The organism is Paenacidovorax caeni (genome assembly GCF_001298675.1).
In the GTDB taxonomy this organism is placed as follows: domain Bacteria; phylum Pseudomonadota; class Gammaproteobacteria; order Burkholderiales; family Burkholderiaceae_C; genus Paenacidovorax; species Paenacidovorax caeni.
In genome coordinates, this window is sequence record NZ_CYIG01000021.1 from 25,710 (window position 1) to 43,579 (window position 17,870).

Genomic DNA, 17,870 nt, shown 5'->3' on the forward strand with positions numbered 1-17,870 from the left:
GCGTGTGGACGCGCTACCGCGCGCTCAGCGCACCGTGTAGTTCACCTGGAACATCAGGCCCGCGTTGCCCAGCACGTTGAGCTGCGCCCCCCAGTTCGGCGTGACTTGGTAGCCGATGGCGGGAATTGCCGTGATGCCCCAGCCGCTCTTATGGTTCAGCGGAATCTTCTTTTCGTACGGCTCCTTGTAGCCGTGGATGATGCCCCCGGTGATCTTGGCGTAGAACTTGGGCATGCTGTCGAACGGCCGGAACTGCCAGCCGTAGTAGGCGTACTGCGTGAACTGCCCGAACGAGTTGCTGAAAATCGCCAGACCGGCGATGTGGCGCTCGTCCAGCGCCTTTTCCGCCTGCAGCAGCCACACGTAGGAGTGCTTCTGGTCGTCGGGCTCCCAATCGTTCTCTTTCTTGGCATCGGAGTAATGCAGGGTGTAGGGCGAGTAGCCAAAGGTCCAGCCGGACAGGCGCGACGGTGCCTCGCTGGCGGTTTCGGCGCCTGCGCCGGCACAAGCCAGCAGACAGGCCAGGGCCACAGGCCAAGGCTTGGGCAAAGCGATCGACATGGTGTGGGGAATAGGGAAGTAAGTGAAATGCCGCGCGATTGTGTCTGTAACGTGTGACATTGCAGGTGTAATGGCTGGTAAGCAACACTTGTGCCGCGCCCGCAACGGGGTTAGCTTCGACACCCTATGAACGCCATTGCCCACGCCGCCCCCCAGTACGACCTGCAGGGCCTGATCGGCGCCATCGCCCAGGCCCACGCCGAGGACAGCCTGAGCCCCAACATGCTCACCCCGGCCCAATGGGAGACTCTGGCGCCTTATCTGCAGCCCTGTGTGCTCGCCGCCAGCCAGGTGCTGTTCAGCCAGGGGACGAACGACCGCACGCTCTACCTCATCGAAAGCGGCAGCCTCAGCGTTCACTACGAAGACGAGAAGGCACGCCTGCGTCTGGCGCTCGTGGCCGCGGGGTCGGTGGTGGGCGAAGGGGCTTTCTTCTCCATGCGCCCGCGCAGCGCCACGGTGCAGGCCGCAGCGCCGTGCAAGCTGTGGGGGCTGTCGGCGCTGCGGTTCACCGAGCTGTCCAACCGCCAGCCGGCCATCGCGCTGGGTGTCGCCATGGGCGCTGGCGCGGTGCTGGCCAAGCGCTTGGGCAACCGCCGCAGGCGCGTCGCAGCCACCTGACCACGCACCGTACCAGGCGCCGCACCGCTGGGGGCTCAGGGTACACTCGGTCACATTTCGTTCGTGTATCCGCTGAAGGGAAGGCATGTCACTGTTCAGTTGGTTTTCTCGCAAGCCCTCACCACCCAAACCCCATCCAGCCGGTGAAGCCCAAGGCGTGCTCGGCGCGGATGCCACCGTCCCCCTGGTGCCCGGGCGGCAAGTGCCGCCGCCCAACCCGGCCGCGAACCGCAAGAACGAACGCATAGAGCGCCGCGAATTGCTGTACCTCGTGGTGCGCGACGCCATGGTACGCGCCAGCGTCCTGTCCAGCAGCTACAAATTCAAAGTGCTGTCGCTGGACCAGCACGGCCGCCAGTTCCTGGTGATGATCGACCTGGCGCGCGAGTATGGCGGCGATACAGCGCGCCTGGCGGAAATCGAAGCGCTGATCGCACAGACCGCCAAAGCGCGCTTCGACATCCTGGTCACGGCCGTGTACTGGCGCACCAACGAGCACGTCGCCCTCGGCCAGCCGCTCAAGAGCGGCACGCCCGGCGCCCTTGGGCATGCACATGCCCCCGACACGCCCGCCCCTGCGCCCACGCTGACACCCCGCCCACCGCGCCGGCCGGCGCCGCTGGTACCGCCCGCGCCGCCAGAGCCTCTGCTGCCCGTCATCGGCGCCGAGCCACTGGTGCCGCCGGCTGCGCCCAGCACGCCGCTGCTGTCGCCGCGCACCGGTGCGCGCTACGAACCCATTGAGGCCGACGAAGTGGCCGCTTTCAAGCGTGCCCTGACCGAGGCTGCAGCCACGGGCCCTGCCGTGGCGCCCGCGCCCACGGGGGTTTCGGTGCGCTCTGGCCCCCGCCTGGCGCCGTCCGCATCGACAGGCTTCGAGGACACCGAAATGCCCGACGACAACGGGCCATCGTCCGACCTCAGCCGCACCCAATACGGCGACCTGCACTGACCCGCCGGGCGTCAGTGCCCGGCAAAATCGACCAGCGTGAACAGGGCCAGCCCGCTGTCCTTCAAGCGCTGTGAACCGCCGAGTTCCGGCAGATCGACGATGGAGGCGCCCTCGGTCACCTGGGCGCCGAGTTTTTCCAGCAGCTTTTTGCCGGCCATCATGGTGCCGCCCGTGGCAATCAGGTCATCGATCAGCAACACGCGGTCGCCGGGACGCACGGCATCGGTATGCAGTTCCACGGTGGCGCTGCCGTATTCCAGCTCGTAGGTTTCCTGCACCGTGGTAAACGGCAGCTTGCCCTTCTTGCGGATCGGCACGAAGCCCACGCCCAGCTCATAGGCCACGACCGAGCCGAGAATGAAGCCGCGTGCATCCAGACCCGCCACCACGTCGGGACGCATCCCTCGGCCCATGTAGCGGTGCACGAAGGCGTCGATCAACACCCGAAACACCTGCGGGTCCTGCAGCAGCGGCGTGATGTCGCGGAACTGCACGCCCGGCGCGGGCCAGTCGGGCACGGTGCGGATATGCTGGCGCAGGTATTCAGAAACGCTCAAGGGCTGCATGGGGCGCGGGGTGGTAGCTGTCACGGGCCGCCAGTGTAACCACCCCATAATCTGCGCTACAGCGGCCACATGCGCTGGATTCTTGCCCCCCCTTGGAGACCCATGCCTGTTTCTGTCCTGCTGATCGAAGGCGACGCGCAGCACGCCGACGCGGTGGTGCGCGCATTGGTCGGCGGGCCGTTGGCCTGGCAGGTCGAGGTGGCCCACAGCATCGCCCAGGCGCAGGCCCTGCTCGAACAGCCCCGCCCTCCGTTCGACGCCGTGCTGGTGGCGCATGCGCTGAGCGACGGCAGTGCCTTCGACGCACTGGAGGGCCTGTCCGGCCTGCCCGCGATCATCGTGCTGCCGCCGGGCCAGGAAGGGGCGGCAGCGCACGCCATGCGCCGCGGCTTCGGTGACTTCGTGTTGCGCGACGCCGAGCAGGAATACCTGCGCCACCTCCCGGCGCAAATCGAGGATTTGCTGGTGCGTACCGCCGCCGAACGCGCGCGCCGCGAGGTGGAGGCCGAGTTGGACCGCACCAGCGCCTTGCTGGCCGAAAAGACGCGCGAACTCGAAGTCACCCTGGCCAGCGTATCGCAGGCCATCATCAAGGTCGATGGCCAGGGCCGCATCCGCGTCTACAACCAGCGCTTTCTGGAGCTGCTGGACCTGCCAGAAGCACTGCTGCGCGACCATCCGCCCCTGGAAGCGGTGGTGAAGTTCCAGGCGGCGCGCGGCGATTTCGGGCCGCAAATGGCCCTGGTCGACGCCGTGGGCCGCTCCTACGTGGCGTCGGAATGCGCAGCGCCCGCAGGCGAGCGCCCGGCCATGCCCGAGATGTACTTGCGCCGCACGCCCTCGGGCCGCTACCTGGAGGTGCGCACCCGCCCCATCGAGGAAGGCGGCCATGTGCGCACCTTCACCGATGTGACCGACTACCTCTCGATCCAGGAGGCGCTGCGGCAAAGTGAGGCACGTTGGCGCAGCCTCACCCAGCTGTCGTCGGACTGGTACTGGGAACAGGATGCGGAATTCCGCTTCGTGCGCTTTGACGGCAGCCCCGCCCGCGAGCTCGGCGCCAGCGACGAAGAGCTGTATGGCAAGCGCCGCTGGGAGCTGCCCCACGCCGGCGTGTCGCAGGCCCAATGGGCTGCGCACCGCGCGCAACTGGAAGCCCACGAGGTTTTCCAGGACTTCGAAATGCAGCGCATGGGCCCGGACGGCACGCCCCAGTGGGCTTCGATCAGCGGGGAGCCGATTTTTGACGACCAGGGCCGCTTCACCGGCTACCGGGGCGTGGCACGCAACATCACCGAACGCAAACGCGCCGAGGCGGAGATCGCGCGCCTGGCTTTCTACGACGAGCTCACCGGCCTGCCCAACCGGCGCCTGCTGCAGGACCGGCTGCAGCAGGCGATGCGCCAAAGCGCGCGCGACCGCAAGCACTGCGCGCTGCTGTTCCTGGACCTGGACAACTTCAAGGCCATCAACGACAGCATGGGCCACGACTGGGGTGACCACATGCTCAGCCAGGTCGCCATGCGCCTGAGCGGCTGCGTGCGCGCCAGCGACACCGTGGCACGCCTGGGGGGCGACGAGTTCGTGGTGGTGCTGCAGGGGCTGGACGGCGCGCCCGAGCGCGCCGCGGCCATGGCCGAGGTGGTGGCGCACAAGATCATCACCGCGCTGGGCCAACCCTACCAGTTGGGCGGTCGCACCCTGTACAGCACGCCCAGCATTGGCATTGCGCTGTTCCAGGGCCAGGAGATCCCTGTCTCCGAGCTGCTGCAGCACGCCGACCTGGCCATGTACCAGGCCAAGTCGCGCGGCCGCAATACGCTGTGCTTTTTTGACGCCAGCATGCAGGCGGCCGCCAACGCGCGCTCGGCACTGGAGACAGATATGCGCGCCGGGCTGCAGCGCGACGAGTTCCTGCTGCATTACCAACGTGTGGTGGACGCCCAGGGCGCGGTGCTGGGCGCCGAGGCCCTGGTGCGCTGGCAGCACCCACAGCGTGGCATGGTGCCGCCGGGTGAGTTCATTGGCGTGGCCGAGCAAACCGGCCTGATCCTGCCCCTGGGCCAACTGGTACTGCGCCTGGCCTGCCAGCAGCTGGCGTGCTGGGCGCAAGACAAGGCCTGCGCGCACTGGACGCTGGCGGTGAACGTGAGCGCACAGGAGTTCCGCCACCCCGGCTTCGTGCAGCAGGTGCTGGATGCACTGGCCCACGCCCAGGTCGATCCACGCCAGCTCAAGCTGGAGCTGACCGAAAGCCTGCTGCTGCACGACGTGGAGGAGTGCATCGCCAAGATGCAGGCGCTGCGTGCCAAGGGCGTGCGCTTCGCGCTTGACGACTTCGGCACCGGCTACTCGTCGCTGTCCTATCTCAAGCGGCTGCCGCTGGACCAGCTCAAGATCGACCAGGGGTTCGTGCGCGACGTGCTGACCGATCCGAACGATGCTGCCATCGCCTGCACCGTCATCGGGCTGGGCCGCAGCCTCGGCCTGGACGTGGTGGCCGAGGGCGTGGAAACCGCCGCGCAGCGCACGTTCCTGCTGCGCAACGGCTGCCAGCGCTTTCAGGGCTATCTCTTTGGCCGCCCCGCGCCTGCCGCAGCGCTGCGCGACTGAGGTAGCAGCCGCCAATAACTCATTTTTTGATAGCTGCTAGCGCTTTCTGGGTAAGCGCTGGAGGCCATTTTCATACCCAAAATGCTAGCCACCGCGCAACAGCTTGTCCTCGGCCAGCGCCAGTGCCGTGGGGTGGCCCGAGAGCACCAGCGTATCGCCTTCGGCCAGGGGTGTGTGCTCGTCCGGCGCAGCCACGCGGCCACTGCCATGCCGCACGCTGACCACGCGCACCCCGATGGCATGCAGCGTCAGTTGCGCCAGCGGCTGGCCCAGGCTCTGGGCGCCGGGCGGCAGCGTCAGGCTGGTCAGGCGCGCCTGGTCACGCCCGGTGGAGGCGTCGTCGTCGGCGCCGTGGAAGTAGCCACGCAATAGGCCGTAACGTGCCTCGCGCTGGTCCTGCAGCGTGCGAATCACGCGCCGCATGGGCACGCCCACCAGCGCCAGCAGGTGGCCCGCCAGCATCAGCGAGCCCTCGATGGCCTCGGGCACCACCTCGGTGGCGCCTGCGGCCTGCAGCTTGTCCAGGTACAGGTCGTCCTGGGTGCGCACCACCACCGGCACCTGGGGCGCGTGCTCGCGCGCGTTGGCCAGCACGCGCAGGGTGGAGGCAATGTCCAGATACGTCACGGCCACGGCGCTGGCACGCACCAGGCCGGCGGCCATCAGCGCCTGCAGGCGCGAGGCATCGCCGAACACCACCGAGTCCCCGGCGGCAGCGGCCTGGCGCACGCGGTCGGGGTCCAGGTCCAGCGCCATGTACGGAATGCCCTCGCGCTCCAGCAGGCGTGCCAGGTTCTGGCCGCAACGGCCGTAGCCGCAGATGATGACGTGCTGGCTGGTGTTGATGGATTTGCGCGCAATCGTCGTCATCTGCAGCGACTGCTGCAGCCAGTCGCTGGCCACCAGCTTCATGACGATGGCATTGCTGTAGCCAATCAGGAAAGGCGTCGCCAGCATCGACAGCACCATGGCCGCGAGGATGGGATTGAGCAGCGCCGGCTGCACCAGCCCGTGGGTCTGCGTGAGCGTGAGCAGCACGAAGCCGAACTCGCCCGCCTGCGCCAGGTACAGCCCCGTGCGCAGCGATGTGCCCGTGGTGGCGCCGGTGCCGCGCGCCAGCGCGAGGATGATGCCGGCCTTGAGCAACATGGGCAGCACCAGCAGCGCCAGCACCAGCGCCCAGTGCTCGATGAGGATGTGCCAGTCCAGCAGCATGCCCACGGTGATGAAGAACAGCCCCAGCAGCACGTCGTGGAACGGGCGGATGTCGGTGCCCACCTGGTGGCGGTACTCGGTCTCGGACACCAGTACACCCGCGATGAACGCACCCAGCGCCAGGCTCAGGCCCGCCAGCTCGGTCAACCAGGCCAGGCCCAGGGTGATGAGCAGCAGGTTCAGCATGAACAGCTCATCGCTCTTGCGCCGCGCCACCAGCGTGAGCCACCAGCGCATCACCTTCTGCCCGCCCCACAGTAGCACCCCCACCACCACGGTGGCCTTGAGCAGCGCCAGGCCCAAGGCCACCAGCAGCTGGTCAGGGTCGCTGCCCAGCGCGGGAATCAGGATCAAGAGCGGCACCACGGCCAGATCCTGAAACAGCAGGATGCCCAGCACGCGCCGCCCATGCTCACTCTCCAGCTCGGCGCGTTCGGCCATGAGCTTGACCACGATGGCCGTGCTGCTCATGGCCATGGTGCCTGCCAGGGCCAGGGCCGTCTGCCAGCCCATGTCCCATGCACCACCGAGCCAGCGCCCCAACAGCAGCGCGCCGCCCATGGCCGCAGCCATGGTCAGAGCCACCTGCAGCAGCCCCAGGCCGAACACGAAGCGGCGCATGGCGCGCAGCTTGGACAGGCTGAACTCCAGCCCGATGGCAAACATCAGGAACACCACGCCGAACTCGCCCAGGTGGCGCACGCCCTCGGAGTTTTGCGCCAACGCGAAGGCGTGCGGGCCAATCAGGATGCCCGCGCTCAGGTAACCCAGCATGGGCGGCAGCTTGAGGCTGCGGCAGGCCACCACGCCGAGCACGGCGGCCAGGAGATACAGCAAGGTGAGCGCAAGTGAAGACATTCACCCGATGCTATCCGAGCGATGCGCCGCACCACGCCGATAAAATCGCGCGATGCCTTCCGCTTTGCGCCCTTTTGATGCCACCCGGGCCCTGCGCCTGGCCCGCGAGACCTGCGAAACCGAAGCCGCGGCCCTGCACGCGACGGGCCTGCGGCTCGACGAGCGCTTTGCCCAGGCCGTGCAGCGCATGCTGCAGGTGAGTGGGCGCGCGGTGGTCATGGGCATCGGCAAGAGCGGCCACATCGGCCGCAAGATCGCCGCCACACTGGCCTCCACCGGCACGCCCGCCTTTTTCGTGCACCCGGCCGAGGCCAGCCATGGCGACCTCGGCATGGTGACGCCGCAGGACCTGGTGCTGGCCATTTCCAACAGCGGCGAGAGCACCGAACTCACGGCCATCCTGCCCATGCTGCGGCGCCTGGGCGTGCCGCTGGTGGCCATGACGGGCGGGGCGCAATCCACCCTGGCGCGCCATGCCGACATCGTGCTCGACAGCAGCGTCGAGCGCGAGGCCTGCCCGCTGAACCTGGCACCCACCACCAGCACGACGGTGCAACTGGCGCTGGGCGACGCACTGGCCGTGGCACTGCTTGACGCGCGCGGCTTCCGCGCCGAGGACTTCGCGCGCTCGCACCCCGGCGGTGCACTGGGGCGCAAGCTGCTGACCCTCGTCGGCGACGTCATGCGCGCGGGCGCCGAGCTGCCCGTGGTAGCGCCCGAGGCCTCGTTCAGCGCACTGATGCGCGAAATGAGCGCCAAGGGCCTGGGCTGCGCGGCCATCGTCGATGCGCAAGGGACACTGCAAGGCATCTTCACCGACGGCGACCTGCGCCGCCGCATCGAGGCTGGTGCCGACCTGCGCACAGCCACCGCAGGCGCGGTAATGCACGCGGGGCCACGCACCATCGCCCCCTCGGCACTGGCCGCCGATGCCGCCGCCATGATGGAGGAGCACGGCATCACCAGCGTGCTGGTGGTGGAAGGTGCCCGCCTCGTGGGCCTGGTGCACGTACGCGACCTCATGCGCGCCAAGGTGATCTGATGCACGCCGCCCTTCCTCCCCTCGCCCCCACGCTGCACCCTGGCGCAGAGCTGCTGCTGCGCGCTCAGGATGTCCGCGTCGTGTTCTTCGACGTGGATGGCGTGCTCACTGATGGCGGCCTGTACTTCAGCGAAGCCGGCGAGTCGCTCAAGCGCTTCCACACCCTCGACGGCCACGGCATCAAGTTGCTGCAGCAGGCAGGCATCACGCCTGCGGTGGTCACAGGCCGTGACTCGCCCGCACTGCGCCTGCGGCTGCGGGCCCTGGGCGTGCAGCACGCACGCTTCGGCACCGAGGACAAGCGCCCCGCTGCCGAAGACATCCTCGCCGGCCTGGGCCTGCAATGGCACCAGGCCGCCGCCATGGGCGACGATTGGCCCGACCTGCCCATGCTGCGCCGCGCCGCTCTGGCCTGCGCCCCCGGCAATGCGCACGCCGAGGTGCGCGCCGTGGCCCACGTCGTCACGCAGGCGCGTGGCGGCGACGGCGCGGTACGCGAACTGTGCGATCTGCTGCTGGTGGCCAGTGGCCGCTATGCAGCGCTGCTGGCGCAGGCGGCCGAATGAAGGCGCGGCTGCGGCGCACCTGGGACCGGTTGTCCCTGTACCTGCCGGTGCTGCTCATGGGGCTGCTGGCCATGGGCACTTGGTGGCTGGTGCGCAACGCTCCGGTGCTGCGCCCACCCACCACCGAGGGCGCCCCCCGGCACGAGCCCGACTATTCGATGAAGGGTTTCTCGGTCAAGACTTTCGACGGTGAAGGCCGCCTGCAAAGCGAGGTGCAGGGTCTGGTGGCGCACCACTACCCCGACACCGACACGCTGGAAATCGATCAAGTACGCATGCGCTCCATCTCGCCCGAAGGGCGCGTCACCGTGGCCACGGCGCGGCGCGGCGTGAGCAACGCCGACGGCTCGCAGGTGCAGTTGTTCGGTAATGCCGTGATCACGCGCGAGCCCTTGCGCCAGCGCGATGGCAAGCTGCTGCCGCGCCTGCAATTCGAGGGCGAGTTCCTGCACGCCTGGACACGCGACGAGCGCGTGCGCTCGCACCTGCCTGTAGTGCTGCTACGCGGCAATGACCGCTTCACCGCCGACAGCATGGACTACGACAACCTCGACCAGCAGCTCCAGCTGCGCGGGCGCGTGCACGGCGTGCTCCAGCCTCCGGCCCGCTGAGCGCCATGGCCGCAGCCCCCCTGGTCTTCATCACCGGCGCCTCCAGCGGCATCGGCCAGGCGCTGGCCGCACACTACCACCAGGCCGGCTGGCGCCTGGCGCTGGTGGCGCGCCGCACCGATTTGACGAAAACCTGGGCTGAGGCCCAAGGGTACAGCGCAAGCAGCTATGCAATTTATAGCGCAGACGTGACCGATGCAGGCAGCATCATGGCCGCCGCCGAAGACTGCATCGCCTCCCAGGGACTGCCCGACGTGGTGATTGCCAACGCCGGTATCAGCATCGGCGTGGATACGGCGCGGCGCGAGGACATCGAGGTGATGGCGCGCCTTTACGCCACCAACAACATCGGCATGGCCGCCACCTTCCAACCCTTCGTGGCACCCATGGCGCAGCGCGGCAGCGGACGCCTGGTGGGCATTGCCAGCGTGGCCGGCATCCGCGGGCTGCCGGGCCACGGGGCATATTGCAGCAGCAAGGCTGCCGTCATCAGTTACTGTGAAAGCCTGCGCGGCGAGCTGCGCGGCACGGGTGTGCGTGTCGTCACCCTCTGCCCGGGCTACGTCGATACCCCGCTGACGCGGCAAAACCGCTATGCCATGCCTTTCCTGATGGCACCGCAGGATTTTGCGCGGCAGGCATTCCGCGCCATCGCGGCGGGTGCCAGCTACCGCGTCATCCCGTGGCAAATGGCCGTGGTGGCCAAGCTGCTGCGCCTGCTGCCCGATGCACTGTTCGACCGCCTGCTCGCAGGGCGCCCACGCAAGCACCGGGCAGAACCATGACACCATGAAAAAAGGCTCCTCGCGGAGCCTTTTGAGCAATCGGTGCGCAGCTCAATAGCTGTCGCCACCACGGCCACCGCCGTAGCCGCCACGGCCACCGCCGTTGCCGCCACCGCCACGCGGGCCTGCACCGTAGGGACTGCGGAAGCCACCTTCGCGGCCGCCGCCGCCGCCGCCGCCGTAGCCGCCACCGCCTTCGCGGCCGCCGCCGTAACCACCGCCGCCGTCACGGCCACCGCCGTAGCCGCCACCGCCGCCGTAGCCGCCACCACTGCGGCCGCCACCACCACCGCCAAAACCACCGGTACGCGGCGGCCGGGGTTCCATCGGGCGCGCTTCGTTGACGACGATGCTGCGGCCACCCAGCGGCTGACCATTCATGCCGTTGATCGCAGCCTGCGCTTCGGCATCGCTGCCCATCTCCACGAAGCCGAAGCCCTTGGAGCGGCCAGTGTCGCGCTCCATCATGACTTTAGCGCTGGTGACGGCGCCAAAGGCGCTGAACGCTTGTTCCAGATCGTTGTCGCGCACCGAATAGGGCAGGTTGCCGACATACAGTTTGTTGCCCATTCAGGGACTCCTAAAAAACCATGAAAGCAGAAAGCGACGGAGCCCCGAAAACGCTGCCAGTTGATCTTGCGGACGCACTATGCATGAATTTGACGGATCACCGCGAACTTGCGGAAAAAATCCGCCGAAACATTATGCGGCACAAATCGAAATAAAAAGCAAGGCGCAACCCGAATGTGGTGCATTTGCTGCGATGCATTAAAAAAGCCCCGTTGCCGGGGCCTGTCACATCCGTGAAAACCCGTGCCCAAGGGGCACGGAAAAGGCTCTTGCCTCAATAGGCGCCGCGGCCACCGCCGTAGCCGCCAGTGCGGGGCGGGCGCGGCTCCATGGGACGGGCGATGTTGACCACCAGGTCACGGCCGCCAAACTGCTGGCCATGCACGCCAGAAATCGCGGCTTGTGCCTCAGCGGCGCTGCCCATTTCGACGAAACCAAAGCCCTTGGAGCGGCCAGTGTCGCGCTCCATCATGACCTTGGCGCTTTGCACTGCGCCGAAGGGGCCAAAAGTTTGCTCGAGATCGCCATCGCGGAAGGAATAGGGCAGGTTGCCCACGTACAGTTTGTTGCCCATGAGGGACTCCTGAAAAAACATAAAAAGCGATGGAGACCGACGCAATCAGCAAACCCGTGACGAACTCAAAGACGCGAAACTGACCAAACACCGCATGCGCCTTGCTTGCCACATGGCAAAAAAGGCCATCCATTATGGTTCAGATTAATCGACCCGGGCACTTGCGCGAAGGCACGCACACCACACTTTTGCTCGGTACTTTCACCAGGGTGGCCATCCCGGGCCCTACAATCCGCGCTCTGTCTTTGGGGAGTAGTCCGCTTGGCGCGCAATGCGCCAGGGGCATGTGTCAACAGACTTGGGGCCCACGGCGCCATGGCACATGCGGCATGCATGCTGGACGAGACCATTGGCTGCGCACCGGGCCTTTGCGGCTGGAGCCGGGGCGTGGCCGATGTGTGCTTGCCATCCAGCCCACCCCCTGTTCCATGGAAGCCTTTTTCGTATCCACGGCCATCGTCGCGTTGGCTGAAATGGGTGACAAGACCCAGTTGCTCTCCCTCGTGCTGGCCGCACGCTTTCGCAAGCCCTGGCCCATCGTGCTGGGCATTTTCGTGGCCACGCTGGCCAACCACGCACTGGCCGGGGCCGTAGGTGCCTGGGTGACCCAGTTGCTGGGCCCCCAGTTGCTGCGCTGGGTGCTGGGGGCTTCGTTCATCGCCATGGCGCTATGGATGCTGATTCCCGACAAGCTGGACGATGACGAGGGCGGCGGCGATGCGCCGCGCTGGGGCGTGTTCGGCACCACAGTGCTTGCCTTCTTCCTGGCCGAGATGGGCGACAAGACGCAGATCGCCACCGTCATGCTGGCGGCGCAGTACAGCGCCTGGGCGTGGGTGGTGATGGGCACCACGGTGGGCATGATGCTGGCGAACGCACCAGTGGTGTGGCTGGGAGAACGCATCACGCGGCGCGTGCCGATCCGTGCCGTGCACGTGGTGTCGGCGGTAATCTTCCTGGGGTTGGGGGTGTTGGCACTGTGGGCGCCGAATTGATCCATAATGGTTCACGCGCCGATTTGCCACCGCTTGCGGGCGCTTTATAAATCCAGCTAAAGACCCGTCCGATGGCATGTTCGCCCGGCCTCGTTTTTAGCGATGCCGGGTTTTTTCATGTCGTTCATCGCCACACCCCAGTTCATGCACTTCCCGGAAGCCCTGCCACTGCAGGGAGGGGCTTCCATCCAGGACTACACCCTGGCCTACGAGACCTACGGCACGCTCAACGCCGAACGCTCGAATGCCGTGCTCGTGTGCCACGCCCTGAATGCATCGCACCATGTTGCGGGCGTGTACGAGGGACAGCCGAAAAGCGAGGGCTGGTGGGACAACATGATCGGCCCGGGCAAACCGGTGGACACCAACCGCTTCTTTGTCATCGGCGTGAACAACCTGGGCTCGTGCTTTGGCTCGACCGGTCCGATGCACACCCACCCTGGCACGGGGAGCGTCTATGGCGCAGATTTTCCCGTGGTCACCGTGGAGGACTGGGTCGATGCCCAAGCGCGCCTGCTCGACCGGCTGGGCATCACGCAGCTGGCGGCGGTGATGGGCGGCAGCCTGGGCGGCATGCAGGCGCTTTCCTGGACCATTCAGTACCCCGAGCGCATGCGCCACGCCGTGGTAGTGGCCAGCGCCCCCAACCTGACGGCGGAGAATATCGCCTTCAATGAGGTGGCGCGGCGCGCCATCGTGACCGACCCCGACTTCCACGGCGGCCATTTCTACGCGCACGGCGTGGTGCCCAAGCGCGGCCTGCGCATCGCGCGCATGATCGGCCACATCACCTACCTGAGCGATGACGTGATGAACGAGAAGTTCGGACGCCAACTGCGCGACGGGCTGGAGCCAAAGTATTCGACGCAGGACATCGAGTTCCAGATCGAAAGCTACCTGCGCCACCAGGGCGACAAGTTCAGCGACTACTTCGACGCCAACACCTACCTGCTCATCACGCGCGCGCTGGATTATTTCGACCCGGCACTGCGCCACGGTGGCAGTCTCACGCGGGCACTGGCAGCTGTGCGGGCGCGCTACCTGCTGGTGAGCTTCAGCACCGACTGGCGCTTCGCTCCGGCGCGCTCGCGCGAGATCGTCAAGGCGTTGCTGGACAACCACCGCGACGTGGCCTATGCCGAGATCGACGCGCCACACGGCCACGACGCCTTCCTGCTGGAGGACGCACGCTACATGGCGGTGGTGCGCTCCTATTTCGACAACATCGCCAAGGAGCTGGTATGAGCGAGACATCCACCATGCAAGCCATCGCCCGCCTGGTTCCCCAGGGCGCGCGCGTGCTCGACCTGGGCTGCGGTGACGGTGCCTTGCTAGACCTGTTGCAGCGCACCCGGGGCTGCACCGGCTACGGCGTGGAATATGCCGATGCCAACGTGCTGGCCTGCGTGCGCCGCGGCGTCAACGTGCTGCAGCTCAACCTGGAAGACGGACTGGCGATCTTCGAGGACAACAGCTTCGACGTGGTGCTGCAGATCGACACCCTGCAGCACCTGCGCAACGCCGAGACCATGCTGCGCGAGACGGCACGCATCGGCCGTGCGGGCATCGTCGCTTTTCCCAACTTCGCGCATTGGCCCAACCGACTGTCGGTGCTGCGCGGGCGCATGCCGGTCACGCGGCGCCTGCCCTACCAGTGGTACGACACGCCGAACATCCGCGTCGGCACCTACAAGGACTTCGAAGTGCTGGCGGGCAAAAACCGGCTGCGCATCCTCGACGCCTTCGGCCTGCAGGATGGCCAGGAAGTGCGCTTTCTGCCAAACGCGCGCGCGGGCACGGCGGTGTTCCACTTCGAGCACGCCTGAAGACAGGCCACCTGCATGCTCCCAAAAAAATAGCTGCTAGCGCTTGATGGGCGTGGCTTTGCGGCCAAAAACATGCTCATCACGGCACATGCCAGCGCGCCGCCGCCGTGGTACGTGACACCGCGTAAGGGAAATCGTGTGTGAATGTAACGACAGGCCTGCCGTAGATTTCCAGGTAGACCCGGATCGATCCGGCGCACCTTTTTCAGGAGACATGCATGGCCGCCGTATCGCTTGCCACCCACCGTTCCATGGCCCGCCAGGTCACGCTCGCTGCACTGGGCCTCGTCGCACTGGTGCTGGTGCTGGTGGGGCTCGCCCTGTCAGTGCTCACCGAGCGCAGTACACGCGCGCAGCTGGTGCGCAGTGTGGGCGACACGGCCCAGGCCCTGGCGCATTCGCTCGACGCCGCCGACAACACCAACCGCGAGCTGGCGAAAGGCACCATGCGCGGCTTCCAGCGCTACTTCGAGGCCACCATGCAGCTCAACGAGGAAACGGGCGAGCTGCGCAGCTATGGGGCCCTGGTGAACGAGGACTACAGCGCGGTAGACAAGTTCGCCAACGAAACCGGCGGCGTGGCCAGCGTGTTCGCCCGCAAGGGCGAGGATTTCATCCGCATCACCACCTCGGTGAAGAACGAACAAGGCCAGCGCCAGCAAGGCACGCCGCTGGAGCGCACCGACCCGGCATATGCCGCGGTAGCCAAAGGCGAGCCCTACACCGGCGCCACCCTGGTGGCTGGCAAGCCCTACATGGGCGATTACCTGCCAGTCAAAGATGCCAGCGGCAAGGTGGTGGCGCTACTGTTCATCGGCAACGACATCAGCATCTTCGATGCCATGCTGCAGAAGCAGGTAGAGCAAATGCGCTTCTTCGAGCACGGCGGCGTGTACCTGGTCAACCCCGGAGCCGCGCTGGAGCAGGCGCGCTTTGTGTACCACCCCACGGCGCGCGGCAAAAAGGTGCTTGAGGCCTTCCCGCAGTCGCGCCCCTTCTTCGAGGCGCTCGACGGCCGCACCGGACGGCTTTGTGCGCGACGCGGCCGCCGTGCTCTATCCCGGCGCTGAGGCGCCCTGGGCACTGCTGCGCAAAACCCAGAGCGGCTGGTGGGTGGTGGCCGAGGTACCCGACACCGAGGCCATGGCCAGCCAGCGCAGCGTTTCCTGGGCCGTCTGGGGGCTGATGGCACTCGCCCTGGGCCTGCTGGGCGTGGGCCTGTTCGTGATGCTGCGCCGCGGCGTCAGCCAGCCGCTCACCGGCCTCACGCAGGCCATCACCCTGGTGGCGCAAGGCGACCTGACGCAAAGTTTCCAGACCTCGCGGCAGGACGAGATCGGCGCACTGGTGCGCGAGGTCGAGGGCATGCGACTGCGCTACGTGCAAATGCTGCAGCAGGTGCGCACCGCGGTGGACAGCATCGGCACCGCCAGCGCCGAGATCGCCAGCGGCAACCAGGACCTGTCGGCCCGCACCGAGGCCACGGCCAGCAGCCTGGGGCAGACGGCGCAGAGCATGGACCACCTCACCGCCACGGTGCGCCAGTCCGCCGACGCGGCGCACCAGGCGAACCAGCTCGCCGCCTCCGCCGCACAGGTGGCGGCGCGGGGCGGTCAGGTGGTGGGCGAGGTGGTCAGCACCATGGGCGACATCAACCAAAGCTCGCGCAAGATCGCCGACATCATTGGCGTGATCGACGGCATCGCCTTCCAGACCAACATCCTGGCGCTGAACGCTGCCGTGGAAGCCGCACGCGCCGGCGAGCAAGGCCGGGGCTTCGCCGTGGTGGCGGGCGAGGTGCGCAGCCTAGCGGGCCGCTCGGCCGAGGCCGCACGCGAGATCAAGCAGCTGATCCATGCCTCGGTGGAAAAAGTTGAAGCAGGCGCCCGCCTGGTGCAGGACGCAGGCAGCACCATGGACGAAATCGTGGGCAGCGTGCAGCGCGTGGGCGGCATCATCGGCGAGATCACGGCAGCCGCAGCCGACCAGGCGGGCGGCATCGGCCAGGTCAACCAGGCCGTGGGCCAGCTCGACCAGATGACGCAGCAGAACGCCGCGCTGGTGGAACAGTCCGCCGCCGCCGCGCACAGCCTGCGCGAACAGGCCGCGCGCCTGGCGGGCGCCGTGCAGGTGTTCAGGCTGGAGCAGCAGGACGCCACACGGCCCGCGCACCACCTGGCGCTGGCCCTCGACAAAGCCTGAGCGGCCACGACGGCCATCCCTCCCCGCGGGCCGTTGCCCGCAGTACGCCTCGGGCATACTGGCACGTGCTCCCTGCTACCGCGCCGAACCATGCACGCTGACGTCCCCACCATGCTCCTGATGATCATCATCAGTTCGGTGGCCATGGCCCTGGCGCTGGCTGTCGTCGCCTGGGGACAGCGGCGCGACGGCATCGCCTGGTGGGCCACGGGGCTGCTGCTGCATGCCCTGGGCTACGTGCTGTTCAGCGGGCGCGGGCGCATACCCGATGGTTTGTCCATCGTGCTCGCTAATGTCCTGCTTGCCTGCTCCCTGTCGGCACTGCAAGCCGCGGTCCACCAATTCATGGGGCGACCCTGGCCGCGCTGGCACATGGCCGTGCCAGCGGCGTTCATTGCCCTGGTCATGTGGGCACTGATAGACCACTACCCGCTGCGCGTGGCCACGGCCAGCCTGTGCTATGCGGTGCAGATCGGTCTGCTGCTGGCGGCCTTGCGCCCCATGGCAAGGCCTGGGGCCGGACGCGGCGTGCTTCTACTGGGCCTGGGGTTGGGCGTACAGATGATGGTGCTGCTGCTGCGCACGGCCATGGCGCTGTGGGGACAACAGCATCCGTCCGGGCTGCTGGCCAGCGACTTGGTGCAAAGCCTGACCTTCCTGATGTCGTTCCTCACGGTGCAGCTGGCATCGCTGGGCTTCGTTTTCATGACCCGGGACCGGCTCGACGAAGGCAACCGGCGCTTGGCCACCACCGATGCACTCACCGGCGTGGCCAACCGCCGCTCGGCGATTTTCGCGCTGGAGCGCGATGCCGCACGCGCCCAGCGCATGGGCGGATCGGTGGCGCTGATGGTGGTGGACATCGACCATTTCAAGCGCATCAACGACTCGCACGGCCACCTGGCGGGTGACCGCGTGCTGTGCCACGTCGTCAATGTCCTGAGCGACCGCGTGCGCACGCAGGATCTGGTGGGCCGCTATGGTGGCGAGGAGTTCCTCGTACTGCTGCCAGACACCGGGCTGGACGGCGCCCTGGTGCTGGCCGAGCAACTGCGCCAGAGCGTGCAGCAGTCGGTGTGCCACTGGCAAGGCCAGGCCCTGGCCGTCACGGTGAGCATCGGGGTGTTCGGCGGCCGCCTGGGCAGCGGCGATACCTGGGAGATGGTGCTCGACGCCGCCGACCGTGCCCTGTACCAGGCCAAGCAGGCGGGACGCAACCGTGTCCAGGCCAGCAACAGCCTGGCACGCGCAGAGCCCCAAAGCATGGCAGCCCCGGAGCCATCCACACAGAATATTTGAAGAAGAGATCATCC

Annotated in this window: 16 protein-coding genes, 1 pseudogene and 1 riboswitch; of the genes and pseudogenes, 12 read left to right on the forward strand and 5 right to left on the reverse strand. The window is 67.3% G+C overall.

The features are described from left to right. Positions 1–24: 24 nt before the first annotated feature. The gene (locus BN2503_RS10475; protein ID WP_054256605.1) at positions 25–561 is read right to left on the reverse strand and encodes a hypothetical protein; all 537 of its coding nucleotides are present in this window, start codon (positions 559–561) and stop codon (positions 25–27) included. 126 nt (positions 562–687) lie between these two features. On the opposite strand from BN2503_RS10475, the gene BN2503_RS10480 reads away from it, so the two are divergent. Together BN2503_RS10480 and BN2503_RS10485 are read left to right on the forward strand one after the other, a co-directional pair. Beyond that, positions 688–1,182, forward strand: coding sequence for a Crp/Fnr family transcriptional regulator (locus tag BN2503_RS10480; RefSeq protein WP_054256606.1), 495 nt, complete (start codon positions 688–690; stop codon positions 1,180–1,182). 85 nt (positions 1,183–1,267) lie between these two features. Further along, positions 1,268–2,134, forward strand: coding sequence for a hypothetical protein (locus tag BN2503_RS10485; protein WP_054256607.1), 867 nt, complete (start codon positions 1,268–1,270; stop codon positions 2,132–2,134). A gap of 11 nt (positions 2,135–2,145) precedes the next feature. Here BN2503_RS10485 and BN2503_RS10490 read toward each other — a convergent pair whose 3' ends face one another. After that, a complete protein-coding gene (locus tag BN2503_RS10490) occupies positions 2,146–2,700 on the reverse strand; it encodes an adenine phosphoribosyltransferase (RefSeq protein WP_054256608.1) in 555 nt (184 codons plus the stop codon). Positions 2,701–2,802: 102 nt separating this feature from the next. Between BN2503_RS10490 and BN2503_RS10495 the strand changes: the two genes are divergently transcribed. Beyond that, a complete protein-coding gene (locus tag BN2503_RS10495) occupies positions 2,803–5,313 on the forward strand; it encodes an EAL domain-containing protein (RefSeq protein ID WP_054256609.1) in 2,511 nt (836 codons plus the stop codon). Between the two features lie 84 nt (positions 5,314–5,397). Here the strand turns inward: BN2503_RS10495 and BN2503_RS10500 are convergent, their stop codons facing one another. Continuing rightward, positions 5,398–7,386 carry a monovalent cation:proton antiporter family protein gene (locus tag BN2503_RS10500; protein ID WP_054256610.1) on the reverse strand — a complete coding sequence of 663 codons (1,989 nt, stop codon included), beginning with the start codon at positions 7,384–7,386 and terminating at the stop codon, positions 5,398–5,400. A gap of 52 nt (positions 7,387–7,438) precedes the next feature. Here BN2503_RS10500 and BN2503_RS10505 point away from each other — a divergent pair, with 52 nt between their 5' ends. The 4 genes from BN2503_RS10505 to BN2503_RS10520 are packed head-to-tail and all read left to right on the forward strand — an operon-like array spanning position 7,439 to position 10,390. Beyond that, positions 7,439–8,428 (forward strand): KpsF/GutQ family sugar-phosphate isomerase, encoded by a 990-nt coding sequence (locus BN2503_RS10505; protein ID WP_054256611.1) that lies wholly within the window; start codon positions 7,439–7,441, stop codon positions 8,426–8,428. Then, positions 8,428–8,994, forward strand: coding sequence for a KdsC family phosphatase (locus tag BN2503_RS10510; RefSeq protein WP_054256612.1), 567 nt, complete (start codon positions 8,428–8,430; stop codon positions 8,992–8,994). Before BN2503_RS10505 ends, BN2503_RS10510 begins: the two co-directional genes overlap by 1 nt. After that, positions 8,991–9,605, forward strand: a complete 615-nt coding sequence (gene lptC / locus BN2503_RS10515; protein WP_054256613.1) for an LPS export ABC transporter periplasmic protein LptC — start codon at positions 8,991–8,993, stop codon at positions 9,603–9,605. The genes BN2503_RS10510 and lptC overlap by 4 nt, the downstream gene beginning before the upstream one ends. 5 nt (positions 9,606–9,610) lie before the next feature. Continuing rightward, positions 9,611–10,390 (forward strand): SDR family oxidoreductase, encoded by a 780-nt coding sequence (locus BN2503_RS10520; protein WP_054256614.1) that lies wholly within the window; start codon positions 9,611–9,613, stop codon positions 10,388–10,390. 51 nt (positions 10,391–10,441) lie between these two features. Here the strand turns inward: BN2503_RS10520 and rbp are convergent, their stop codons facing one another. Both rbp and BN2503_RS10530 read right to left on the reverse strand, forming a co-directional pair. After that, positions 10,442–10,960 carry an RNA-binding regulator gene (gene rbp, locus BN2503_RS10525; protein WP_054256615.1) on the reverse strand — a complete coding sequence of 173 codons (519 nt, stop codon included), beginning with the start codon at positions 10,958–10,960 and terminating at the stop codon, positions 10,442–10,444. A gap of 274 nt (positions 10,961–11,234) precedes the next feature. After that, entirely contained in the window at positions 11,235–11,534 is a 300-nt protein-coding gene (locus tag BN2503_RS10530) for an RNA recognition motif domain-containing protein (RefSeq protein WP_054256630.1), read from the reverse strand. 235 nt (positions 11,535–11,769) lie between these two features. Beyond that, positions 11,770–11,938: riboswitch (yybP-ykoY riboswitch) on the forward strand. A gap of 24 nt (positions 11,939–11,962) precedes the next feature. Here BN2503_RS10530 and BN2503_RS10535 point away from each other — a divergent pair. The 5 genes and pseudogenes from BN2503_RS10535 (at position 11,963) to BN2503_RS10555 (ending at position 17,856) form a co-directional block, all read left to right on the forward strand. Beyond that, positions 11,963–12,529 carry a TMEM165/GDT1 family protein gene (locus BN2503_RS10535; protein ID WP_054256616.1) on the forward strand — a complete coding sequence of 189 codons (567 nt, stop codon included), beginning with the start codon at positions 11,963–11,965 and terminating at the stop codon, positions 12,527–12,529. Positions 12,530–12,646: 117 nt separating this feature from the next. Beyond that, complete coding sequence (gene metX, locus BN2503_RS10540) at positions 12,647–13,774, forward strand: homoserine O-succinyltransferase MetX (RefSeq protein ID WP_054256631.1); 1,128 nt, start codon at positions 12,647–12,649, stop codon at positions 13,772–13,774. Continuing rightward, entirely contained in the window at positions 13,771–14,355 is a 585-nt protein-coding gene (gene metW / locus BN2503_RS10545) for a methionine biosynthesis protein MetW (RefSeq protein ID WP_054256617.1), read from the forward strand. The genes metX and metW overlap by 4 nt, the downstream gene beginning before the upstream one ends. 218 nt (positions 14,356–14,573) lie before the next feature. Then, positions 14,574–16,557: pseudogene (locus tag BN2503_RS21305) on the forward strand (methyl-accepting chemotaxis protein). A 90-nt stretch (positions 16,558–16,647) separates the two neighbouring features. Further along, the gene (locus BN2503_RS10555) at positions 16,648–17,856 is read left to right on the forward strand and encodes a GGDEF domain-containing protein (protein ID WP_054256618.1); all 1,209 of its coding nucleotides are present in this window, start codon (positions 16,648–16,650) and stop codon (positions 17,854–17,856) included. Positions 17,857–17,870: the final 14 nt, after the last annotated feature.

Coding starts and splice junctions, on each gene's coding strand:
- BN2503_RS10505 (WP_054256611.1), top strand. CDS start 7,439: ATGCCTTCCGCTTTGCGCCCTTTTGATGCCACCCGGGCCCTGCGCCTG.
- metX (WP_054256631.1), top strand. CDS start 12,647: ATGTCGTTCATCGCCACACCCCAGTTCATGCACTTCCCGGAAGCCCTG.
- BN2503_RS10475 (WP_054256605.1), bottom strand. CDS start 561: ATGTCGATCGCTTTGCCCAAGCCTTGGCCTGTGGCCCTGGCCTGTCTG.
- BN2503_RS10530 (WP_054256630.1), bottom strand. CDS start 11,534: ATGGGCAACAAACTGTACGTGGGCAACCTGCCCTATTCCTTCCGCGAT.
- BN2503_RS10495 (WP_054256609.1), top strand. CDS start 2,803: ATGCCTGTTTCTGTCCTGCTGATCGAAGGCGACGCGCAGCACGCCGAC.
- BN2503_RS10555 (WP_054256618.1), top strand. CDS start 16,648: ATGCACGCTGACGTCCCCACCATGCTCCTGATGATCATCATCAGTTCG.
- BN2503_RS10485 (WP_054256607.1), top strand. CDS start 1,268: ATGTCACTGTTCAGTTGGTTTTCTCGCAAGCCCTCACCACCCAAACCC.
- BN2503_RS10510 (WP_054256612.1), top strand. CDS start 8,428: ATGCACGCCGCCCTTCCTCCCCTCGCCCCCACGCTGCACCCTGGCGCA.
- lptC (WP_054256613.1), top strand. CDS start 8,991: ATGAAGGCGCGGCTGCGGCGCACCTGGGACCGGTTGTCCCTGTACCTG.
- BN2503_RS10500 (WP_054256610.1), bottom strand. CDS start 7,386: ATGTCTTCACTTGCGCTCACCTTGCTGTATCTCCTGGCCGCCGTGCTC.
- BN2503_RS10480 (WP_054256606.1), top strand. CDS start 688: ATGAACGCCATTGCCCACGCCGCCCCCCAGTACGACCTGCAGGGCCTG.
- BN2503_RS10490 (WP_054256608.1), bottom strand. CDS start 2,700: ATGCAGCCCTTGAGCGTTTCTGAATACCTGCGCCAGCATATCCGCACC.
- metW (WP_054256617.1), top strand. CDS start 13,771: ATGAGCGAGACATCCACCATGCAAGCCATCGCCCGCCTGGTTCCCCAG.
- BN2503_RS10520 (WP_054256614.1), top strand. CDS start 9,611: ATGGCCGCAGCCCCCCTGGTCTTCATCACCGGCGCCTCCAGCGGCATC.
- BN2503_RS10535 (WP_054256616.1), top strand. CDS start 11,963: ATGGAAGCCTTTTTCGTATCCACGGCCATCGTCGCGTTGGCTGAAATG.
- rbp (WP_054256615.1), bottom strand. CDS start 10,960: ATGGGCAACAAACTGTATGTCGGCAACCTGCCCTATTCGGTGCGCGAC.